The following is a 20765-nucleotide window of genomic DNA, read 5'->3' on the forward strand; positions in this document are numbered from 1 at the left end:
GGTCGCTGATGGCTGACGAGACGATCGGCATCGTCGGCGCCGGCATCGTGGGGCTCGCCACCGCCCGCGAGATCGCCCTGCGCCGCCCCGGCACCCGGGTCGTGGTCCTGGAGAAGGAACACGAGGTCGCCGTCCACCAGACCGGCCACAACTCCGGGGTCGTGCACGCCGGCATCTACTACGCCCCCGGCAGCCTCAAGGCCGACCTGTGCGTCCGAGGCGTATCGATCCTGCGCGAGTACTGCCAGGACCGCGGGCTGCCGTACGACGAGATCGGCAAGCTCGTCGTGGCCGTACGCGAGGACGAGCTGGGCCGGATGGAGAACCTCTACGAGCGGGCCCGGAACAACCACGTGCCCGAACTCCGCAGGATCTCCAAGGAGGAGATCAAGGAGCTGGAACCCCATGCGGGCGGCATCGCGGCCCTGCACTCGCCGCGCACCGCGATCACCGACTACCCGGCGATCGCGCGGGAGTTCGCGAAGGACATCGAGGCCTCCGGCGGCGAGGTGCGGCTCGGCTTCCCGGTCACCTCCATCACCAATGTGCCGGGCGGCATCGAGGTCGCCTCCGGTCAACAGCGCGTCCGCGTCGACCGGTTGATCCTCTGCGCGGGCCTCCACTCGGACGCCGTCGCCAAGATGGCGCAGGACAAGCGGGAACCGAAGATCATCCCCTTCCGGGGCGAGTACATGCTCCTGAAGCCGGACCGCACCCACCTGGTGCGCGGGCTCATCTACCCGGTGCCCGACCCCCGTTACCCCTTCCTCGGCGTGCACTTCACCCCACGCGTCGACGGCACCGTCGAGGTCGGCCCGAACGCCGTCCTCGCCCTCGCGCGCGAGGGCTACAAGCTCGGCCGCCTCTCCGTGAAGGACCTCGCGGGACTCGCCGCCTACCCCGGTTCCTGGAAGATGGCCGCCCAGCACTGGCGCACCGGCATCAAGGAGTACCGCGGCTCCCTGTCCGCGTCCGCCTTCATGAAGGACGCAAAGCTCTACGTCCCCGGAGTCGGCGTCTCCGACGTCGTGCGCGGCGGGGCGGGCGTCCGCGCCCAGGCACTGGACCCCGACGGCACCCTCGTGGACGACTTCCGCATCCACCAGGTCGGCCGGATCACCGCCGTCCGCAACGCGCCCTCGCCCGCCGCCACCGCCTCCATGGCGATCGCCGAGCACATCGTCGGCGCCGTCTTCGACACCCCGTCCGCACACTGAGAATGCCCTGCGCAGAGCGGTGTTTCGCGCAACTACTGCTTGCGCCCCCGGGACTCTGCAAGGCCCCGTCACCCGCCTAGCGTTCCCTCCGTAAAGACCTTCGAGAGAAAGAGTTCCGGCCATGTTCGTTGTCGACACGCAGATCCACATCTGGAAGGAAGAGACCCCGGACCGCCCCTGGGTCCCGGGAGCGCGTGAGCGCATCCGCCTCAACGGACACCGCGAGGAGGCCTTCTCGTACGAGGAGGCGCTGGAGCTGATGGACGAAGCCGGCGTCAACCGGGCGCTGATCCTGCCGCCGTCCTGGGAGGGCGACCGTATCGACTACGCCCTGGAGGCCTGCGAGGCGCACCCCGACCGCTTCGGGATCATGGCGCGCATCCCGCAGAACAAGCCCGAAGAGGGCAAGGCGATGCTGGCGGACTTCGCGCAGAACCCGCATGTGAAGGGCACCCGCCTCACCTTCCACCGGCCGCAGGACCGCAACTGGATGATCGACGGCACCAACGACTGGTACTGGCCGATCGCCGAGGAGCTGCGCATTCCGACGATGGTCCACGCGCCCATCTGGAAGCGGGAGTTGGGTGAGATCGCCGCCAAGCACCCCGAGCTGAGGATCATCATCGACCACATGGGCATCATGGCCCGCTGCGTCGACGACGCGATCGGCTACTGGGTCTCGGAGACCGCCGACCTCGCCGCCCACCCGAACATCTACGTGAAGGTCTCGGCGCTCCCCGGCTACTCCACGCAGCCCTTCCCGAACAACAACATCCAGAAGTACGTGCGCGAGATGGTCGACAAGATGGGCCCGCAGCGCTGCTTCTACGGCACCGACATCACCCGCCTGCTCGGGCACGGCATCACCTACACCGACACGATCGAGCAGTTCACCAAGCACTGGGACTTCACGCCCGAGGAGCTTGAATGGATCATGGGCCGCGGTATCTCCGAGGTCCTGAACTGGCCGATCGAGGGCTGAGGACGGACGAGAGATGACCGACACCACCCACACCCCTGGCGCCGACGGCGGCGACGCTCTCGTGACCGCCTTCAACGCCGTCGGCGCCGACTACATCTTCTGTTCGTCAGGCTCCGAGTGGGCCCCCGTCTGGGAGTCCCTGGCCCGCCGCCACCGCGACGGACTGCCCTGCCCGCAGTACCTGGACCTGACCCACGAGACCGTCGCCGTCGGCATGGCCACCGGCTACGGACTGATCGAACGCCGGCCGCAGGGCGTCCTGCTGCACGCCGCCCCCGGTCTCCTCCAGGGCTCGATGGCCGTGCACGGCGCGCTGCTCGCGGGCGTCCCGATGGTGGTCAGCTCCTCGGAGTCCACCACGTACGGCGACGGCCCAGGACAGGACCCGGGCGGCCAGTGGTACCGCAACCTGTCCGTCGTCGGCGGCCCGCACCAGATCGCCCAGCCCTTCACCAAGTGGTCCAACGAGGCCGCCAGCGTCCACACCCTTCCTACGATGGTGACGCGGGCGGCGGAACTGGCCTGGCGCGCCCCGGCGGGACCGGCGTACCTCAACGTCCCGCTGGAGATCCTCCTCGAGGACTGGGACGGGCGTGAGGCCAAGCCGATCGTGAAGCCCGGCTCGACGCACAGCTCGCCCGAAGAGGTCGACCCCGTCGCCCAGTTGATCCGCGAGGCGAAGAACCCGGTCATCGTCACCGAGACGGCCGGGCGCGAGGCGGGCGGCTTCGAGGCACTCCTCGCCTTCGCCGAGGCCTGGCACATCCCGGTCGTCGAGCCCGACTCGGCGGTCTGCGGCAACTTCCCCCGCACTCACCCGCTGCACGCCGGCAGCGACATCGGCCCCTGGATGGACGAGGCGGACCTCATCCTCCTCGTCAACTGCCGGGCCCCCTTCTACCCGCCGTCGCGCCGCCCCTCCCAGGCCACCGTCGTCGTCATCGACGAGGTGCCGCAGCGCCCGCACATCGTCTACCAAGTCCTCTTCGCCGACCGGTACTTGGAGGGCAACGTCGCCAACACCCTGCGCCAGCTCGCCAAGCGGGCGAAGGACCTCGACGAGACGGCCGTGGCGGAACGCAGGGCCGCACAGGAGGCCCGTTTCGCGGCTGAGCAGACGGCGATCACCCAGGCCGAGACCAAGGCCGAGGGCGCCGAGGGCATCGACCCGGTCCTCGTCGCCGCGACCCTGCGCAAGCTGCTCGACGGGGCGAACGGGATCGTCGTCGACGAGACCATCACCCACAGCCGTGTCGTCAAGCGCCACGTCCAGACCGCCGACCCCGACTCGTACTTCTACGTCCAGGGCGGCCTCGGCCAGGGCATCGCGGTCGCCCTCGGCGTCAAACTCGCCGCGCGGGAACGCCCGGTGGTCCTCACCATCGGCGACGGCGCCTTCACCTACAACCCGGTCATCCAGTCGTACGACGCGTCCAAGGCCTACGAACTCCCGTTGCTGATCGTGGTGTTCAACAACCGCGTCTACAAGTCGATGAACCTCAACCACCGCAGGTTCTACCCCGAGGGCGCCGCCGCCGACACCGGTGAGTGGCTCGGCACCGATCTGCACCGGCTGCCCCGACTCGCCGCGTTCGCCGAGCCGTTCGGGATGCACACCGAGACCGTCGACGCCCCCGAGGCCCTGGCCCCCGCGCTGGAGCGTGCGCTCAAGGCCGTGGCGGAGGGCACCACCGCCGTCGTCGACGTCCTCGTCACCCGCTGAACCAGGAAGGCACCCGCCACCATGTCCGACACCGCAACGCCCAAGCCGGGCAAGGTCCTTGTCGCCGCCGACGACCTGCGCACCCTCTCCGCCGCACTCCTGGAGAAGGGCGGTCTGAACGCCGAGCAGGCGCGCACCACCGCCGACGTGTTCGTGTGGGCCGCGCTGCGCGGCGTCGACTCGCACGGCATCGCCCGCGTCCCCGCCTACCTGGAACTGCTGGCCAAGGGCGTGGCCAACGCCGACGCCGACATCACCGTCGAGTCCACCGCCCCGGCCGCCGCCGTCCTGGACGCCGACCGCGCCCCCGGCCCGGTCGCGCTCAGCGCCGCCGCCGACGAGGCGGTGACGCGAGCCAGGATCAGCGGGGTTGCCGCCGTCGGGGTCCGCCGTACCGTGCACACCGGCGCCATCGGCTACTACGTGTCGAAGATCGCCGAGCAGGGACTCGTCGGCATCGGCTACGTCGCCGGGATGCCCAACATGGCCTACAGCGGCGTCAAGGGCGCCGCCGTGGCGACCAGCCCCCTCGCCATCGCCGTACCGGCGCAGGCCCACGCCCCGCTGCTGCTCGACATGGCCACCGCCACCATCGCCCTCGGCAAGATCCGCCAGGCGAAGGCGAGCGGCACCCCGCTCCCCGAAGGCGCCGCCGCCACCGCAGACGGCACCCCGACCACCGACCCCGAACTCGCCGTCATGCCGCTGCCGTTGGGCGGCGCCAAGGGCTCAGGGATGTCCTTCGCGTTCGAACTCCTCACCAGCGTGCTGGTCGGCGCGCCGATCTTCGCCGCGTTCCACTCGGACGACCCGCAGGGCCGCAAGCACCGCCAGAACGCCCTCCTGATCGCCCTCGACCCGGCGGCCTTCGGCGACCCGGCCGCGTTCACCGAGGCGGTCGACGCGACACTGGGCACCCTCAAGCAACTGCCCCCGGCCGACGGCGCGGAGGGCGTCTTCTACCCCGGCGAGCGCAGCGCGGCGGTCGCCGAGAGCCGAGGCGCGAAGGGCATCCCCGTCGCGCCGAAGGTCTGGCGCGAACTGACCGAGGCGGCAGGGAAGTTCGGCCTCACGCTGCCGGAGCCGGTGCCGTCGGCGTGACCCAGCTGCACTTCGCCGACCGTCCGAGGGGGATGGCCGGCGAAGTGCGTTGTCCGTGCGGGGAGTTCAGGCGCTGCCCACGGCCTCGCGCAGCTGACGGGCGATCAGGGCGTAGGTCTGGAGGGCGCGTTCGTCGTCCGTGCCGTCGTACCCGTGGTCGGCTCCCGCCACGTCGACGTGGTCGACGAGTGACCCCGCCGTCCGCAACCGGTCGGCGTAGCGCACACCCTCCGCCTTGAGCAGGTCGTACTCGGCCGTGACGACCAACGCCGGGGCGATGTCCTTCAGGTCCGCGGTGTCCGAGGGATGGGCGGGCGACACCAGCCGGTCGGCACGCACCTTCGGATCCGGGACGTACGACGAGTCGAAGACCTCCGCCATCCAGGGCCGCAGCACCGGCTTGGCGATGGCCGCGTGCTTGTCCTTCGCGCTGGTCGCCAGGTCGAGCGGCGGATAGTGCAGCACCTGGAGCGCGATCGAGGGACCGCCCTCCTCCCACGCCTGCCGTGCCACCGCCGCCGCGAGTCCGCCCCCGGCACTCTGCCCGCCCACGGTGAGCCGGTCACCGTCCCAGCCCTGCTCCGCGCCGTGCTCCGCGATCCACCGGACCACCTCGAAGGCCTGCCGGGGCGGCGCGGGGAACGGGTGCTGCGGCGCGACGACGTAGTCCACGTTGACCACCACGACCCCCGCCTCCGCCGCGAGGAAACGGCACAGGGGGTCGTCCAGTTCGGTCAGCGGTACGACGTAGCCGCCGCCGTGGAAGTTCACGTGCACCGGGGGCGGCGGACCCTCACCGGCCGGCAGATACACCGTCGCCCGCGCCGGGGCGACGCTGCTCGGGATCGTCAACTCCCGTGTCCGGCGCGGAAATTCAGGAAGCCGCTGATGCGAGGCGGCGGCGGAACCACGCCCGCTGGGACGCCGGTCGGCCATCACGGACAGACGCTGCAGGGACCTGGCGGCAAGTGCGGCCACCGCCGGCCGGGCCAGAACAGACATACCGCTCCATGGGTGGGGTGCGAGAGGCAGGGGGCTTCGAGGGGGAGGATTCCCGTCCGATTACCGGTGATCCGGTGTTCCGCTCCGTCAGTGCGGCCCGCGACGCCGGGCCCGTCGGTCACCGGAACCGGACGGGCTCGTCCAGGTGCCCGTGTTCATGGCACGGCCCGTGGGCCGCCGGCGCGACCGCCGCCTGCGCCGTCTCGATCATCTGCTCGCTGTCGGTCGCCGCGTCGGCCAGGCTCGCGCAGCACACGACGAGGAGCGCGGCGCCCGCGACGAACGGCAGGGCCCGGCGCGGGGGAGGAGGAGCGAGCAGCGCCCGGACCCGCTGCGGTACCGCACCGCCGGTCGCGGCCAGCGCCGGGCGGGACCGGTCCGCCGAGCCGGCCAGCGCCGCCCGGCCCACGGCATGCGCGACGACCGTGCGATCGCCGACGCGCACCGCGGCCTCCTCGTCGGCCCAGCGCTCCAGGACGAACCTACCCGCGCCGGACAGCGGTCGTAGCAGGGGATTCGCGGCGGCGGAGAGGCGCCAGAGGGTCTGGAAGAGATGGTGGCGGCCGCGCAGGTGGGCCCGCTCATGGGCGAGCAGCGCCTCGCGTTCGCGGTCGCCGAGGCAGCGCAGCATCCCGCGCGACACCACGATCCGGCCCGGCGCCCCCGGCAGCGCGAACGCCTCCGGCACCGCCATGTCCAGGACGGCCAACTCCGTGTCGCCGGGCAGGAGTCGGCACTCGCGGCGGGCCCAGCGAAGATGCCGTAGCTGACGTACCGCGGCGACCGTGAGGCCGGTGAGGGAGGCGAGGAGGGCGAGAGCGGCGGTCCCGGCAACCGTGAGGTAGACCGGGTCGGAGGCGCGCACGGCAGCGACCGACCAGCGGCCCTCCTCGGCGACCTCCGGGAGCTGCGCCAGCCCGGCGAACGCCAGCAGCGCCAGCGAACCCAGCCAGCCCAGCGACGCCACCAGCGCGGCCGCGGCCAGCGACCAGGCGGCCGGGCGCGGGGCCAGTCGGTGGGCGGCGCGGGGCGCGAACACCGCGAGCACCATGGTGATCAGGAGGGGCACGTACACGCTGATCAGCACGGGATCACGGTCCCTCGTCGGGGCGGTCGGTGTGCTGCGGGCCGTCGGGCCCGGACAGCAGCCGTTGCAGCAACTGCTCGTCCTGCTCGGAGAGTTCGGAGACGAAACGGGCGAGCACCGCCTCGCGGTCGCTGCCGCGCTCCAGCAGCGAACGCATCCGCTCCGCGGTGTGCGTCGCCTCGTCCCGCGCCGGCGCGTACGCGTAGCCGCGGCCCGCGCGGTGCCGGACGAGCATCCCCTTGTCGTACAGCCGGGACAGGATCGTGAGCACGGTGGTGTACGCGAGGTCTCCCGGCAGCCGGTCCTTGACCTGGCGCGCGGTCTGCGGCCCGTCGGCGCCGTAGAGGGCGGCGAGGACCCCGCTCTCCAGCTCACCGCGCGCCCGCCTGCCGGATGTCGCTCCGGGCTCGTCGTTCTTCGGGTCGTGCACTGTTCACCCCACCGCCTTCCCTCGCTCGGCAGTCCAGCCTACCCGTCGACCTACTACGGCCTGTAGGAAGTGCGCCAGGGTCCGGACCAGCCGGGCGAAAGGCCGGTCAAGGGGCTGATCGAGAGGCCGGCCGGGGCTGTGCGTTCCTGAACTACTACATGTCGTACGAGCTTACCTACTACATGTTGTAGAGTTTCGCCGCTCCACTCCACCTGCGGAGGAAAAAGCCCATGCCCCACCCCGGAAACCCGGTGCGCCGCCCGTCATCGGCCGAGCGGGTCGTCATCGTCTCGGCGAGTGTCGGGGCCGGTCACGACGGCGCCGCCGCCGAACTGGAGCGGCGACTGCTCGCGGCCGGACTGGCCGTCGACCGGTTCGACCTGCTGGACGTGCTGCCCGCCCGGCTCGGCCGACTCGTCCGGGACGGCTACCACCGCCTGCTCGTCCGGGCGCCCTGGGCCTACCAGCGGATCTACAGCAGCACCGAACGCGCCGGAGGCGGCGGCCCCGTCGCGCGGGCCCTGCTGCGCTCCGCCGAGACACGGCTGCTGCGCGCATTGCCCGCCGACACCGCCGCCGTCGTGTCGACCTACCCGGGCGCGAGCCGGGTCCTGGGCTCGCTCCGGCTGGACGGCCGGCTGACCGTGCCCGTCCTCACCTACCTCACCGACTTCTCGGTGCACCCGCTGTGGGTGGCCGACGGCGTCGACGTCCACCTCGCGCTGCACGCCGTGCCCGCCGCGCAGGCCCGGGCCGCCGGAGCGCGCGACGTCCGCGTGTGCGGGCCGGTCGCCGACCCGCGCTTCCACCCCGTGCCCGCACCGGCCCGCGCCGCGGCCCGCGCCCGCTTCGGCCTGCCGCCAACTGCCCCACTGGCCTTGCTGGTTGCCGGTTCCTGGGGTGTGGGTCCGGTCCGTGAGGTCGCCCGGGACCTGCGCGACTGCGGCGCGGCCGTACCGCTCGTGGTCTGCGGCCGCAACGACACACTCGCCGAGCAGCTCCGCGCGGACGGCATCGAGCACGTCTACGGCTGGGTCGACGACATGCCCGGCCTGATGCACGCCGCCGACGTCCTGGTCCAGAACGCGGGCGGCCTGACCTCCCTGGAGGCCTTCGCCACGGGCCTGCCCGTCGCCAGCTACGGCTGCATACCCGGCCACGGTCTCACCAACGCCGCCGCCCTGGACGAGGCGGGCGTCGCCGCGTGGATCCGCGACCCGGCCCAACTCAAGCACGTACTGGCCGAGTTGATCGACGGCCCACGCGGCCTGCTCCAACGCGAGGCGGCCCACGCCCTGTTCACGGCCGACCCGCACGGCCCGGCCGCCGAGACGGCCCGCGTCTGCCGCACCGGCACCGCCCCCATGGCCGCACCCGCTCCCCGAAGGACCGTCCGCCCGGCCGCCTTCCGCCTCGCCACCACCACCGCCCTGGCCTGCGCGGTCTGGGCGGGCGCGGTCGGCACCGCGGTCGCCACGACCGACGGCGCCCCGGACCTGATGCACGCGATAGGCCAGCACCTCGACCTGGACGACTTGTCCCACGAACACCACACGGGCCACGTGCCGCACGGCGTGCACGGGAAGGGACGGCACGCGTGACGGGCGAGGGTCTTCGTGTGGTGCGGCAATGGGCGTCACGCGTGACCGCCGACGGTCTTCCTACAACTGCCCGCGCCGCCGGGTCCGTCGCGGCCCGCATGAAGGGGCACCCCGCATGACCCCAACTCCCCTTCCCCCGCCGACCGTTCGCGCCACCGGACCCCGCACGAAGGACCGCCCCGCATGACCGCCACCCGCCTCCTCCGCACGACCGCCCGCATCGCGCTCCCCGCCCTCCCGCTCCTCGCCGCCGCGTACGCCGCCCCCGTCCTCTCCACCTACGGCCCGCTCCGCAACCGCGTCATGCCCCGCCTCGCCGGTCGCGGCCGCGAGGACCACGTGGCGCTCACCTTCGACGACGGCCCGGACCCACTGTCGACACCCCTCTTCCTGCGCCTGCTCGACGAGCGGCGGGTGCACGCGACCTTCTTCCTCCTCGGCAGCCAGGCGGTACGCGCCCCCGGCCTGGTGCGTGAGATCGCCGCCGCAGGACACGAGATCGCCGTCCACGGCTGGCTGCATCGCCCGCTGCTGCTCCGCGGCCCCCGCGCCACCCACGACGACCTGGCCCGCGCCCGCGACACGGTCGGCGACCTCACCGGACGCGCGCCCCACCTCTTCCGCCCGCCCTACGGCGTGATGTCGACCGCCGCCCACCTCGCGGCCCGCCGCCTGGACCTCACGCCGGTGCTGTGGACGGCCTGGGGCGAGGACTGGCGGGCGCGCGCCACCCCCGAGTCGGTACATCGGACGGTCACCGCGGACCTGCACGGCGGCGGGACCGTCCTGCTGCACGACTCCGACTGCACCTCGGCCCCCGCCTCGTGGCGCGCCACCCTCGGCGCCGTGCCCCGCATCCTCGACACCTGCGCGGCGCGAGGCCTGTCGGTGGGGCCGCTGCGCGAGCACGCTGTGGATCCGCTCTGAAGCCGAGAAAGTTGTTGCCTGTCCCGGTCGGCGGAATTCACGTTCGCGAGTACCTGGACCAGAGGGCGCCCGAGCGGTGGGACCGCCGGGAAGTACTCTCTCGGCAGCAGCCGCGGTAACCGCCCGCCGTAACTTACTTGAGTTACGCAACAATATGGTAAAGTGGGTTCCATGTCCACACCACCGACCCCCGCCGACCCTGCCTCCCCGGAGGTGACCGAGATCGAGCGAGCCCTCACTCGGATCACCTACCTGAGCACGCGTGCCCGCCAGCACGACCGGCTGATGGCCCTCGCCGGGGTGCCGCTGGACCGGGCGGCCGTGGCGTTGCTGCGGCAGGTCGCCGACTCCGACCCGCTGCGCCCGGGGGAGCTGGCCCAGCGCCTCGGGGTGGAGGCCTCGCATGTGACGCGGACGGTGCAGCAGCTGCAGAAGGCCGGCTACGTCACCCGCGCGCCCGACCCCGACGACCGCAGGGCCCAGCGGATCGAGCTGACCGAGGCCGGCCGGAAGGCCGTGATCAGCGTCCGGGACGCCGGTGCGCGCGGTATGCAGATGGCCCTCTCCGAGTGGTCGACGGACGAACTGCAGCAACTGGCCGCGCTGTTCCACCGCATGGTCGACGACTTCCTGAAGTACGCGATCGACGAGGACGGCGAGCCGGGGGCCGCGGCGCCTGCGAGCACGGTCTGAGGTCCGGATACGGATTGCTCAAGTCCCGTCGAGCGGGGGCCTGTTGCGGGTCGGGTGCGCCTCAGCCGAGGTCGGCGACGATCTGCGGGAGGTCCGCCGTCGAGCGGATGCCGGGCGGCGCCGCGCAGACGAACGGCACGGCGTTGACCGCCCGGTTCGCGGTGTAGGACGGGGACATCGCGGCCATCCGGTCGAGCGGCACGGGGAACCGCAGATCGACCTCGAGCGGCGCGTCCCCCTCGACCGAGACGTGCCAGCCGGTCGCGCGGAGATCCCAGGCGGGGTCGAGGTCGGTGGCGCAGTACCAGTTCGCGCGGAACCGCAGCAGCGGTCGGCCCTTCCGCAGCCCGGACACGGTGATCCGCTGCGCGGCGACCGTGCCTTCGGGCAGCGTGCCCGCGGCAATTCGGGTGGTACGCCGGGCGGTTGCGACCTCGCCGACCACCTCCACCGAGTCGAGCGGTGCCGAGAGCGCCTCCGCGAGCAGCCGCAGCGACGGGCCGAAGCTGTCGCGCAGCCCGGCCAGGCGCTGTTCACCGAACTCGGCAGGGGGGCGGCCGAAGCCCATCACCTCGAACAGCAGCCCGGGGGAGTCCCGTTGGGAGAGATCCGCGAACTCGTCGATCGTCAGCGCGTCGAGCCGCCGCTGGATCGAGGTGAGCGCCAACGGCAGGGCCTCCGTGATGAATCCGGGACTGCTGCCCGTGCTGTGGACTGAAGTCCCGCCCCGCGCGCGCGCCTCCTCGACCCGCTTCCGCGCGACCGGATCCATGCTGGGCGCGTGATGGAACTCGCCGCGCGTGGACACGACGTTCACCCCGGACGAGAGCAGCGCGCACACCTCGTCGATGTCACAGGCGCGCGGGGTGTAGAGGACGCAGTCGGCGCCGAGCGCCAGGATCTCGTCGAGGTCGTGTGTGGCAACGATCCCGGTGACACCGTGCCCGCCCCCGCTCAACTCACCTGCGTCCAGGCCCGACTTGGCCGGCGTATGGACGTACACGCCGGCCAGGGTCAGTCGCGGATGCTCCAGTACGGCACGCATCGTGCGGGCGCCGATGTTCCCGGTGGCCCACTGCACGACCCGGTAGCGCTGTACCCCATGCCGTAGCGGCTCGGTCATCGCCCACCTCCCGTTGCGGTGGGCGAGAACCGTACTCTCCACTATGGAGAGCGTCAATTACGTGGTCGTGGATGACCCGTCAGTTGCTGAGTGCCCGTCAGTTGCGCACCGGGACGCCCGAGAGGCCGCCGAGGCAGAACTGCCAGACCTCCTCGGCCGTGACCGCGGCGGCGTGGCTGTCGGACGGAACTCCGTTGCCCTGTGCGACGAACATGACCGTCTGCATCAGGATCGAGGCCTGACGGCGGGGCTTCCCGGCGGGGATGACACCGGCGTCCTCGGCCTGCTCGACCAGCTCCGTGAACACCTGGAGCAGGGGGAGATGAGCGGTCGCCACCTGCGCGGGATGCTTCACCAGAAGCTGGAGCGCGAAGTCGCTGAACAGCGGGCGCTCCACACCGGGGTTGGACAGTGACTGCTGGAAGAGCATCTCCACCCCGAGCCGCAGCGCCTGGAGCGGATCCGACTGGGAGCCGGCCGTCTCGCGGATCTCCGCCGCCGACGTGGACAGCGCGTCCTCGAACAGGGCGAGCAGCAGCTCGTGTTTGCCGTCGAAGTGCTGGTAGAAGCTGCGCAGTGACTGTTTGGAGCGGTCCACGACCTCCTGGACCGTGAAGTCCGTCGTCCGCTTCTCCGCGATGAGTTCCTGCGCCGCGTCCAGGAAGCGCTGCACGCGTTGTTCGGCGCGGAGCTTCGCGGCACGGGTGGAACGCTCGACGGCGCGCTGGCGCCAGGCTGGTTGCTCTTCGGGGACAGCTGTCACGCGAAGAACGATACTCCACTTCAGCGGTAACACCTGGGCTTCCCCTACCGAAGGGCGCACTGCAGGTTTCGAGACCCTTACTTGCGTGAGATGAGAATGATATTCTCACCGCCATCCGTCCGGGTTGGCAGGAGGTTCGTCTGACATGGCATGGGACTTTTCCACCGAGCCGGAGTTCGAGAAGAAGCTGGAGTGGATCAGGCAGTTCCGCTCCGAGCGCGTGGATCCGCTCGACCTGCTCTATCCGGACCGCGCGTACCACCCCCTGGACGACGAACTCGGCCCCGTGGTGCGGACGTTGAAGCAACAGGTCCGCGACGAGGGCCTGTGGGCACCGCATCTCGGCCCCGAGCTGGGCGGGCGCGGCTTCGGCCAGGTGAAGCTGGCGCTCATCAACGAGATCCTGGGCCAGTCGAGTTGGGCCCCGGTCGTCTTCGGCACGGCCGCCCCCGACACCGGGAACGCCGAGATCATCGCCCGCTACGGCACCGACGAGCAGAAGGAGCGCTACCTCCAGCCCCTGCTCGAGGGTGAGTGCTTCTCCTGCTTCTCCATGACCGAGCCCCAGGCCGGCGCCGACCCCACGATGTTCACCACCCGCGCCGAGCGCGACGGCGACGACTGGGTCATCACCGGGCGCAAGTTTTTCTCCTCCAACGCCCGCACCTCGAAGTTCGTCATCGTGATGGCCGTGACGAACCCCGACGTCAGCCCGTACAAGGGCATGTCGATGTTCCTCGTGCCCAGCGACACCCCCGGCGTCCGCATCGAGCGCCACCTCGGCATCATGGGCGAGGCCACCGACGAGGGCATGCACGCCCTCATCGCCTACGACGGCGTCCGGGTCCCCGCCGACGCGCTGCTCGGCGGCGAGGGCCAGGCCTTCGCGATCGCCCAGACCCGGCTCGGCGGCGGCCGCGTCCACCACGCCATGCGCGTCGTGGGCCAGAGCCAGAAGGCGCTCGACATGATGGCCGAGCGCGCCCTGTCCCGTGAGACCCAGGGCGAGCGCCTCGCGGACAAGCAGCTGGTGCGCGCCGACCTCGCCGACTCCTACGCCCAACTCGCCCAGTTCCGGCTGTTCGTGCTCCACACCGCCTGGCAGATCGACAGGTACCAGGACTACAAGCGGGTCCGTAAGGACATCGCCGCCATCAAGTTCCTCACCCCGAAGGTGCTGCACGACATCGTGTACCGCTCGATGCACCTGCACGGAGCGCTCGGGGTCTCGAACGAGATGCCGTTCTCCGACATGTGGAACGGCGCTGCCGTCATGGCCGTCGTCGACGGTCCCACCGAGGTCCACAAGATCACCGTCGCCCGTGACCTCCTGCGCGGCTACCAAGCCGCCCCCGGCCTCTGGCCCACCCAGCACCTGCCCACCCGCCGCGCATGGGCCCGGAAGCAGTTGGAGGACCTGCTGTGACGCTCGCGAACACGGAATCCCTCGCCCGCTGGCTGGACGACCAGGGCATCGCCCCCGGCGAACCCGTCGAGACGTCGTACATCTCCGGAGGCACCTCCAACGACATCTACGGAATCCGGCGCGGCGACGTGAGCATGGTGCTGCGCAAACCGCCGGAGAAGGTTCCGCCGGGGCGCAACGAGACCATGCTCCGCGAATACCGCGTCCTCAAGGCGCTCAACGGCACGGACGTCCCGCACCCCGAGGCGATCGCCGTGTGCGACGACACGAGTGTGCTCGGCTCCTGCTTCTACCTCATGGCCCATGTCGACGGCTGGTCCCCGATGAACTCCGGCGGCTGGCCCGAGCCGTTCCTCGGTGACCTGTCCCTGCGCCCCGGCCTCGCCTACCAACTCGTGGAAGGCATCGCCAAGTTGGGCAGCGTGGACTGGCGCACCCAGGGCCTGGAAGGCTTCGGCCGCCCCGACGGCTTCCACGACCGGCAGGTCGACCGCTGGCTCGCCCACCTCGCCGCGTTCCGGTTCCGCGAGATACCGGGCCTGGAGAACGCCGCTGCCTGGCTGCGGGATCACCGTCCCGCCCACTGGGAACCCGGCATCATCCACGGCGACTACCAGTTCGCCAACGTCATGTTCCAGCACGGCGCACCCGCGCGGCTCGCCGCCCTCGTCGACTTCGAAATGGCCACCGTCGGCGACCCGTTGCTCGACCTCGGCTGGGTGATCATGGGCTGGCCGGACGCCGACGAGGACCGCACCCAGAAGGGCTACGTCGACTACACCGGCATGCCCGACCGCGCCGACCTGCTGGAGCACTACGCCAAGGTCAGCGGCCGGGACGTCAGCGAGATCGACTACTACGTGATCCTCGCCCGCTTCAAGATGGCCGTGGTCCTGGAAGGCGGCTACGCCCGTCACGTCCGGGGCGAGGGCGGAAACCCGAAGATGGCCCACTACGGCGACGTCGTCCTGCAGATGGCCGCCCAGGCGGCCCAACTTGCCGCGACGACCCGGCTATGAGAGCAGCCCGCTGCCACACCGTCGGCGGTCCGGTGGTCGTCGAGGACATCCCCGAACCTCCTCTCCCCGGACCGGAGTTCGCCGAGGAGAACGGCATTCCGGTCGACGTGCACTACGCCGCCATCAACTTCGCCGACGTCCTCGTCATCGACGGCACCTACCAGGTGAAGGCGGAGCCGCCCTTCATCCCCGGCAGCGAGTTCGCCGGCGCGGTCGCCGCCGCCGCGCACGGATTCGAGAAGGGTGAGCGGGTCTTCGGCTCGATGTTCGTCGGCGCCTTCGCCGAACGCGTCACCGCCCGCCCCGCCGCCCTGAGCCGCATCCCCGACGACATCCCCACACAGCGCGCGGCGGCCTTCGGCGTCAGCCACGCCACCGCCTACGACGCCCTCCGCCTGGTCGCCGACGTACGGCCCGGCGAACGCGTCGCCGTCCTCGGCGCGGCCGGCGGGGTCGGCCTCGCCGCCGTCGAACTCGCCGCGCTGCTCGGCGCGGAGGTCGTCGCCGTCGCCTCGACGGAAGAGAAGCGCACGGCGTGCGCCGCGCAGGGGGCGCAAGTGACCCTGCCGTACGACGAGTTGAAGCGGAGCCTGCGGGACGCGGGCGGCGCCGACGTCGTCATCGACCCCGTCGGCGGGCCGTACGCGGAAGAGGCGCTGCGGGCCATGCGCTGGGGAGGGCGGTTCGTGAGCGTGGGATTCGCGAGCGGCGAGATCCCGCGCATCCCCCTCAACCTCCCCCTGCTCAAAGGCGTCAGCCTGCACGGCTTCGACCTCGGCGGCTGGGCCCGGCACCGGCGGGACGACCTGGTCACCGCCCGCACCGAACTCCACGGACTGTTCGCCGCCGGGAAGATCAGGCCCCGCGTCCACGCCGTGTATCCGCTCGCCGACGTCGCCGAGGCCCTCGCCCTGGGGCGCCGCGCCATCGGCAAGGTCCTTCTGGAGGTCGCGCATGGAGTTTGAGTTCGACGACGAACAGCGGCTGCTCCAGCGAGTGGTCCGCGAAACGGTCACCAAGTCACGGTCCCTGCCCGAGAAACAACTCTGGGACACCTACCTGGACTTGGGCTGGCTCGAAGCCCCGCCGGTGGAACTCGCCATCGTCCTGGAGGAGCTGGGGTACGCCGCCGACCCGACACCCTTCCTCGCCACGGCCACCTGGTTCGCACCACTGGCCGGACGCCTGCCGCACGGCTCGGGCACCGGTGTCTTCGACGGCGCGGGGAAGTTCGTCCTCGACGCCGACCGCGCCGACGAGATCGCCCTTCTCACCTCCGAGGGCGTGGTCGTACGGGACGGAAAGGAACTCGCCGCCGAGCGACTTTCCGTGTTCGACCCGACCCTGCACATCGCCCGGGTCGAGGCACCCGACCTCGTAGCCGGCGTACCGGACCTGGCCCTCATGGGCCTCGCGGTCAGCACGGTGGGCAGTTGCCGGCGCATCCTCGACCTGGTCGTCGCCCATGTGAAGCAACGGCACCAATTCGGCGTCCCCATCGGCTCCTTCCAGGCTGTCAAGCACAAGGCCGCCGACATGTACGTCGCCATCGAACGCGCCAAGGTGCTCGCCTACTTCTCCGCGCTCACCCTCGCCGAGGACGACCCGCGCAGCGGCCGGGCCGCCGCCATGGCCAAGGCCGCCGCCGGAGACTGCCAACGGGTCTGTTTCCGCAACGGGTTCCAGCTGTTCGGCGCCATGGGCTACACGTGGGAGAACGAACTGCAGATCCATCTCAAGCGGGCCAAGGCCGGGGACCTGCTCCTCGGTACGGCGTCCGAGCACAGGAAGGCGCTGCTGGTATGAGGCTGGCCCCCGACCCCGAGGTCGAGACGTTCCGCGCCGATTTCAGCGCCTTCCTCGACGCCCACCTGCCCTCCCTCGAAGAGGCCACCGTCCGCTCCAAGTCCAGTGCGGACATACCCGATTGGGCCCGCCGCTGGCAGCGCAAGCTCTTCGACGCGGGCTGGCTCCTGCCCGCCCAGCCACCCGAGTACGGCGGCCGCAACGCCACCCTGCCCCAAGTCGTCGCCCATCTCGAGGAGTTGTCCCGGCGGCGGATCTATCACAGCTTCAACCCGCAGGGCCTCAACATCATCGCCGCCTCCCTGCTCACCTTCGGCACCGAGGAACAGAAACGCGACTGGGCCCTGCCCCTGCTGCGTGCCGAGATCACCGCCTCGCTCGGCATGAGCGAGCCGGGAGCAGGTTCGGACCTGGCCGGGCTGCGCACCCGCGCGTCCCTCGAGGGCGACCACTTCGTCGTCAACGGGCAGAAGGTGTGGACCTCGGGCGCGCACGACGCCGACGTCCTGCTCACCTTCGTCCGCACCGACCCCGACGCCCCCAAGCACAAGGGCATCAGCGTCCTGCTCATCCCCACCGACTCCGAGGGCCTGGTCCGCCGGCCCTTCGGGTCCATCGCCGCGCCCGACGACCTCGACTTCAACGAGGTGTTCTTCACCGACGTCCACGTCCCGAAGGAGAACCTCGTCGGCCCCCTCAACGAGGGCTGGCGCGTGGCCAACGGCTCGCTCGGCCACGAACGGACCCTGCTGTGGGTGCACTACGCCGAGCGCATGGACGCCCTGATCCACGACGCCGCCTGCGACGAGGGGTGGTTCGCGACTCTCCAAATGGACGTCCAGGCACTGCGGTTGCTCGGCTACCGGCTGCTCGGGCCCGACCGAAACCCGGTGGAGATCTCCGTGCTCAAACTGCTCGGCTCCGAGGCCGCGCAGAACGCCGAGCTGAACGCCCTCGAACAGCACGGGGCCGAGTCGCTGCTGCATCCCGTGCAGACGGGGCCGTACACCCATATGAACCTGGAGACGTTCAACGCCAGTTGGTTCGAGCGGTACGCGCGCAGCTTCGGCGGGACCATCGCCGGCGGCACCTCCGAGATCCAGCGCAACATCATCGCCGAGCGCATCCTCGGCCTGCCGCGCTGAAGCCGTCGTAGGCCACAACTGCCGTACGCCACAGCCATGTTCCGAAGCCAGAGCTTCGTGAGAGCCGACAGAGGACTAGACGCATGGACGAGATCCTGTACGAGGTGGACGACCGGGTGGGGATCATCACCCTCAACCGGCCCGAGGTCGCCAATGCCCAGAACGGTGAGCTCCTCGACGCCCTGGACGCGGCCTGGAGCCGGGCCGCGGCCGACGAGGACGTGAAGGTCGTTCTCCTGAAGGCCAACGGCAAGCACTTCTCGTCGGGACACGACCTGAAGGACCGCTGGCCGGCCCCGAAGGAGATCACCCTGGAGTGGATCTACAGCGCCGAGACCCGCCGCTACCTCGAATACACCCTGCGCTGGCGCAACGTGCCCAAGCCGACGATCGCCGCCGTGCAGGGCAAGTGCATCGCGGGCGGACTCATGCTCTGCTGGCCCTGCGACCTGATCGTGGCCGCCGAGAACGCCGAATTCTCCGACCCCGTCGTCCACATGGGCATCGGGGGAGTCGAATACCACGGGCACACCTGGGAGTTGGGACCGCGCAAGGCCAAGGAGATCCTCTTCACCGGCCGCGCCGTCACCGCCGAGGAGGCCGAGAAGGTCGGCATGGTCAACAAGGTCGTCCCCCTGGACCAACTGGGCGCCGAAGCCCTGGACCTGGCCCGGCAGATCGCCCGCATGCCGTCCTTCGGGCTCCGCCAGGCCAAGCGCGCCGTCAACCAGAGCCTCGACGTCCAGGGCTTCTACGCCGCCATCCAGTCCGTGTTCGACATCCACGAGACGGGACACGGAAACGCGTTGAGCGTGACCGGATATCCCATTCTCACGCGGCTCGACGCCATGAAGGAACGCCTCAAGGGCCAGTAGCCAGCAGCCGGGGCCGTCATCGCCCGCTGTGCGAGGTCGCGCCCCGGCTCATCGCCAGGACCGCGTCACGGCGGCTCAGCGCTCCGAACGGAGAACCGCCGGTCGGGGTCGGGCTGCCGCAGATCCAGGTCGGCCCGTCCGAGAGATGGGCGAGCGCCTCGGCGGCCACCTCGTCGGGATCGGCCAAGGTGCCGCCGTAGGAGCCCCCTTGGGCGCCCTCGGTCCGGCGCAGGGACGGGGTGTCGGTCCTGCCGAGCACCAGCCCCAGGACGTCCACCCCGCTGCCCCGCCACTCCGCCCAGAGGCTCTCCGCGAGGATGAGGTCGAACGCCTTGGACGCGCCGTAGGCGGCGAGCGTGGCGCCCCCGGCCCAAGCGGCGCCCGAGGTCACCAGGACTACGGCGCCGCGCTTGCGGGCCACCATCGGGCCACCGAAGCGGTACGCGGCTTCGAGTACGGCCGTGCAGTTGCGCCGCACCAGCCCCAGGTGGGTGCCGAGGTCCTTGTCGAGGAACGGGACGCTGCGGTCGTCGCTGCCGGCGTTGTAGACGAACAGACCGACCTCAAGACCGGCCGTCGCCTCCTCCAGCTCCGCCGGCGCGCCGGGGGAGCTGAGGTCGAGCGGGACGGTACGGACCTCGACGCCGTGCCGCGCGCGGATCTCGTCGGCGGAGGCCTCCAGCACGGGCAGGCGCCGGGCCACCAGCACGACGTTCACCCCCTGAGCGGCCAGCCGGTGGGCGAACGCGGCACCCACCCCGTCCGACCCGCCCGCGACGACACCCCACGGCCCGTACGTGCTCGCGAGAGATTCAGCCACTTGGTGCTCCTTGTCCAGGATGGTCGGGTCAACTCGGTTGCATGGGATGGTGGTTCAGACATCCGCGTCACGGCGACGACGACCGCCGGAGAACCGTCTTCTCGACCGCGTCGGACGACAGCACCGTCCCGATGATCCCCAGGTCGACACCGGCGCTGCGCGCCACCTCGCGCACCACACCGACGTCTTTGCTCATCAGGTCCGCGAGGCGCTCGGCGACCGCATCGACCGAATGCCCACCGGCGACGACAGTGAGCGCGCGACTGGTACCACTGCCGTGCTGGAGCGCGGCGAGAATCGTCTTCTCGTCGATGCCCACCGCCCCCGCCACCCGCACCGCGTCGACCGCGAGACCGACCTGCGCCACGAACAGGGCGTTGTTGACGAGCTTGACCCGCTGGCCGTTCCCGGCCGCACCCACGAACAGGATGGGTGAGGCGTACGCGTCCAACAGCGGCCGCATCTTGTCCAGTTGGGCCTCGTCGCCGCCGACCCACAGCGTGAGTCGGCCCGCCGCGATGTCGTGCGGGCCGCCCGAGAGCGCGGCGTCCAGCACCCCGACACCGCGCTCCGCGCCGGCCTCGGCGAGCAGCCGGACGGTGTCGGGATCGGAGGTGGTGTGCTGGACGAGTGTCGAGCCCGGTGCCATGGCGGCGAGGGCACCGTCCGGGCCGAGGCACACCGAGCGCACCTGCTGGTCCGTCAGTACGACGACCAGGACGGCGTCGGCGCCGCGCACGGTCTCCGCGACCGTGTCGGCCCACCTCACCCCGGCCGCGCGGGCGATGGCGCGTGTCGCGGGGCGGCGGGTGTGCACGGTGACGTCGTGGCCGGCGGTCATGAGCCGATCGACGATCGGTCGCCCCATGCGACCCAACCCTATGAGTCCGACTCTCAACTCTCCTCCAACGCAAGGGGGTTGGCGACGGGCGCCAGCATCGAACGGGGGCCGTCGGTGCCGTCGAGGTTGGCGTTGAGCGCGCACTCCCAGACGTCCAACACACCCCGGCCGCCGGAGATGCTGC

The 20765-nt window shown here is 71.2% G+C and carries 20 protein-coding genes; 13 read left to right on the forward strand and 7 right to left on the reverse strand.

Annotated elements, in window-relative coordinates; all coding sequences use genetic code 11:
• Positions 1–8 precede the first annotated feature (8 nt).
• The 4 genes from lhgO (at position 9) to OHT77_RS41900 (ending at position 5023) form a co-directional block, all read left to right on the forward strand.
• The gene (gene lhgO, locus OHT77_RS41885) at positions 9–1217 is read left to right on the forward strand and encodes an L-2-hydroxyglutarate oxidase (RefSeq protein ID WP_328833601.1); all 1209 of its coding nucleotides are present in this window, start codon (positions 9–11) and stop codon (positions 1215–1217) included.
• Between the two features lie 121 nt (positions 1218–1338).
• On the forward strand, positions 1339–2199 hold the full coding sequence (locus OHT77_RS41890) for an amidohydrolase family protein (RefSeq protein ID WP_328833602.1): 861 nt from the start codon (positions 1339–1341) through the stop codon (positions 2197–2199).
• Positions 2200–2212: 13 nt separating this feature from the next.
• A complete protein-coding gene (locus tag OHT77_RS41895) occupies positions 2213–3922 on the forward strand; it encodes a thiamine pyrophosphate-dependent enzyme (protein WP_328833603.1) in 1710 nt (569 codons plus the stop codon).
• A 21-nt stretch (positions 3923–3943) separates the two neighbouring features.
• Positions 3944–5023 (forward strand): Ldh family oxidoreductase, encoded by a 1080-nt coding sequence (locus tag OHT77_RS41900; protein ID WP_328833604.1) that lies wholly within the window; start codon positions 3944–3946, stop codon positions 5021–5023.
• Between the two features lie 66 nt (positions 5024–5089).
• On the opposite strand, the gene OHT77_RS41905 is transcribed toward OHT77_RS41900, so the two are convergent.
• The 3 genes from OHT77_RS41905 to OHT77_RS41915 all read right to left on the reverse strand — a co-directional run bounded on the left by OHT77_RS41905 (position 5090) and on the right by OHT77_RS41915 (position 7542).
• Positions 5090–6025, reverse strand: a complete 936-nt coding sequence (locus OHT77_RS41905; protein WP_328833605.1) for an alpha/beta hydrolase fold domain-containing protein — start codon at positions 6023–6025, stop codon at positions 5090–5092.
• Between the two features lie 118 nt (positions 6026–6143).
• Positions 6144–7112: a M56 family metallopeptidase gene (locus OHT77_RS41910; protein ID WP_328833606.1), complete on the reverse strand. Its 969-nt coding sequence runs from the start codon at positions 7110–7112 to the stop codon at positions 6144–6146.
• A gap of 4 nt (positions 7113–7116) precedes the next feature.
• A complete protein-coding gene (locus tag OHT77_RS41915; RefSeq protein ID WP_328833607.1) occupies positions 7117–7542 on the reverse strand; it encodes a BlaI/MecI/CopY family transcriptional regulator in 426 nt (141 codons plus the stop codon).
• A gap of 230 nt (positions 7543–7772) precedes the next feature.
• Between OHT77_RS41915 and OHT77_RS41920 the strand changes: the two genes are divergently transcribed.
• From OHT77_RS41920 to OHT77_RS41930, 3 genes are all read left to right on the forward strand, one after another.
• The gene (locus tag OHT77_RS41920) at positions 7773–9143 is read left to right on the forward strand and encodes a glycosyltransferase (protein WP_328833608.1); all 1371 of its coding nucleotides are present in this window, start codon (positions 7773–7775) and stop codon (positions 9141–9143) included.
• A 183-nt stretch (positions 9144–9326) separates the two neighbouring features.
• Entirely contained in the window at positions 9327–10070 is a 744-nt protein-coding gene (locus OHT77_RS41925; protein WP_328833609.1) for a polysaccharide deacetylase family protein, read from the forward strand.
• A gap of 171 nt (positions 10071–10241) precedes the next feature.
• Positions 10242–10763, forward strand: coding sequence for a MarR family winged helix-turn-helix transcriptional regulator (locus OHT77_RS41930; RefSeq protein WP_328833610.1), 522 nt, complete (start codon positions 10242–10244; stop codon positions 10761–10763).
• A gap of 61 nt (positions 10764–10824) precedes the next feature.
• Here the strand turns inward: OHT77_RS41930 and OHT77_RS41935 are convergent, their stop codons facing one another.
• A complete protein-coding gene (locus OHT77_RS41935) occupies positions 10825–11886 on the reverse strand; it encodes an NAD(P)H-dependent amine dehydrogenase family protein (RefSeq protein WP_328833611.1) in 1062 nt (353 codons plus the stop codon).
• 97 nt (positions 11887–11983) lie between these two features.
• Positions 11984–12649, reverse strand: a complete 666-nt coding sequence (locus OHT77_RS41940) for a TetR/AcrR family transcriptional regulator (RefSeq protein ID WP_328833612.1) — start codon at positions 12647–12649, stop codon at positions 11984–11986.
• Positions 12650–12794: 145 nt separating this feature from the next.
• Between OHT77_RS41940 and OHT77_RS41945 the strand changes: the two genes are divergently transcribed.
• The 6 genes from OHT77_RS41945 (at position 12795) to OHT77_RS41970 (ending at position 18920) form a co-directional block, all read left to right on the forward strand.
• Positions 12795–14075: an acyl-CoA dehydrogenase family protein gene (locus tag OHT77_RS41945; protein ID WP_328833613.1), complete on the forward strand. Its 1281-nt coding sequence runs from the start codon at positions 12795–12797 to the stop codon at positions 14073–14075.
• On the forward strand, positions 14072–15094 hold the full coding sequence (locus tag OHT77_RS41950) for a phosphotransferase family protein (protein ID WP_328833614.1): 1023 nt from the start codon (positions 14072–14074) through the stop codon (positions 15092–15094). Before OHT77_RS41945 ends, OHT77_RS41950 begins: the two co-directional genes overlap by 4 nt.
• Positions 15091–16059, forward strand: coding sequence for an NADPH:quinone oxidoreductase family protein (locus OHT77_RS41955; protein ID WP_328833615.1), 969 nt, complete (start codon positions 15091–15093; stop codon positions 16057–16059). The genes OHT77_RS41950 and OHT77_RS41955 overlap by 4 nt, the downstream gene beginning before the upstream one ends.
• Positions 16049–16900 carry an acyl-CoA dehydrogenase gene (locus OHT77_RS41960; protein ID WP_328833616.1) on the forward strand — a complete coding sequence of 284 codons (852 nt, stop codon included), beginning with the start codon at positions 16049–16051 and terminating at the stop codon, positions 16898–16900. Before OHT77_RS41955 ends, OHT77_RS41960 begins: the two co-directional genes overlap by 11 nt.
• Positions 16897–18045 (forward strand): acyl-CoA dehydrogenase family protein, encoded by a 1149-nt coding sequence (locus tag OHT77_RS41965; RefSeq protein ID WP_328833617.1) that lies wholly within the window; start codon positions 16897–16899, stop codon positions 18043–18045. Before OHT77_RS41960 ends, OHT77_RS41965 begins: the two co-directional genes overlap by 4 nt.
• A gap of 83 nt (positions 18046–18128) precedes the next feature.
• The gene (locus OHT77_RS41970) at positions 18129–18920 is read left to right on the forward strand and encodes an enoyl-CoA hydratase (RefSeq protein ID WP_328833618.1); all 792 of its coding nucleotides are present in this window, start codon (positions 18129–18131) and stop codon (positions 18918–18920) included.
• A gap of 16 nt (positions 18921–18936) precedes the next feature.
• Here the strand turns inward: OHT77_RS41970 and OHT77_RS41975 are convergent, their stop codons facing one another.
• A complete protein-coding gene (locus tag OHT77_RS41975) occupies positions 18937–19740 on the reverse strand; it encodes an SDR family NAD(P)-dependent oxidoreductase (RefSeq protein ID WP_328833619.1) in 804 nt (267 codons plus the stop codon).
• A 67-nt stretch (positions 19741–19807) separates the two neighbouring features.
• Entirely contained in the window at positions 19808–20638 is an 831-nt protein-coding gene (locus tag OHT77_RS41980; protein WP_328833620.1) for an NAD(P)-dependent oxidoreductase, read from the reverse strand.
• Positions 20639–20765 lie beyond the last annotated feature (127 nt).

Source organism: Streptomyces sp. NBC_00252 (assembly GCF_036187565.1).
Lineage (GTDB): Bacteria > Actinomycetota > Actinomycetes > Streptomycetales > Streptomycetaceae > Streptomyces.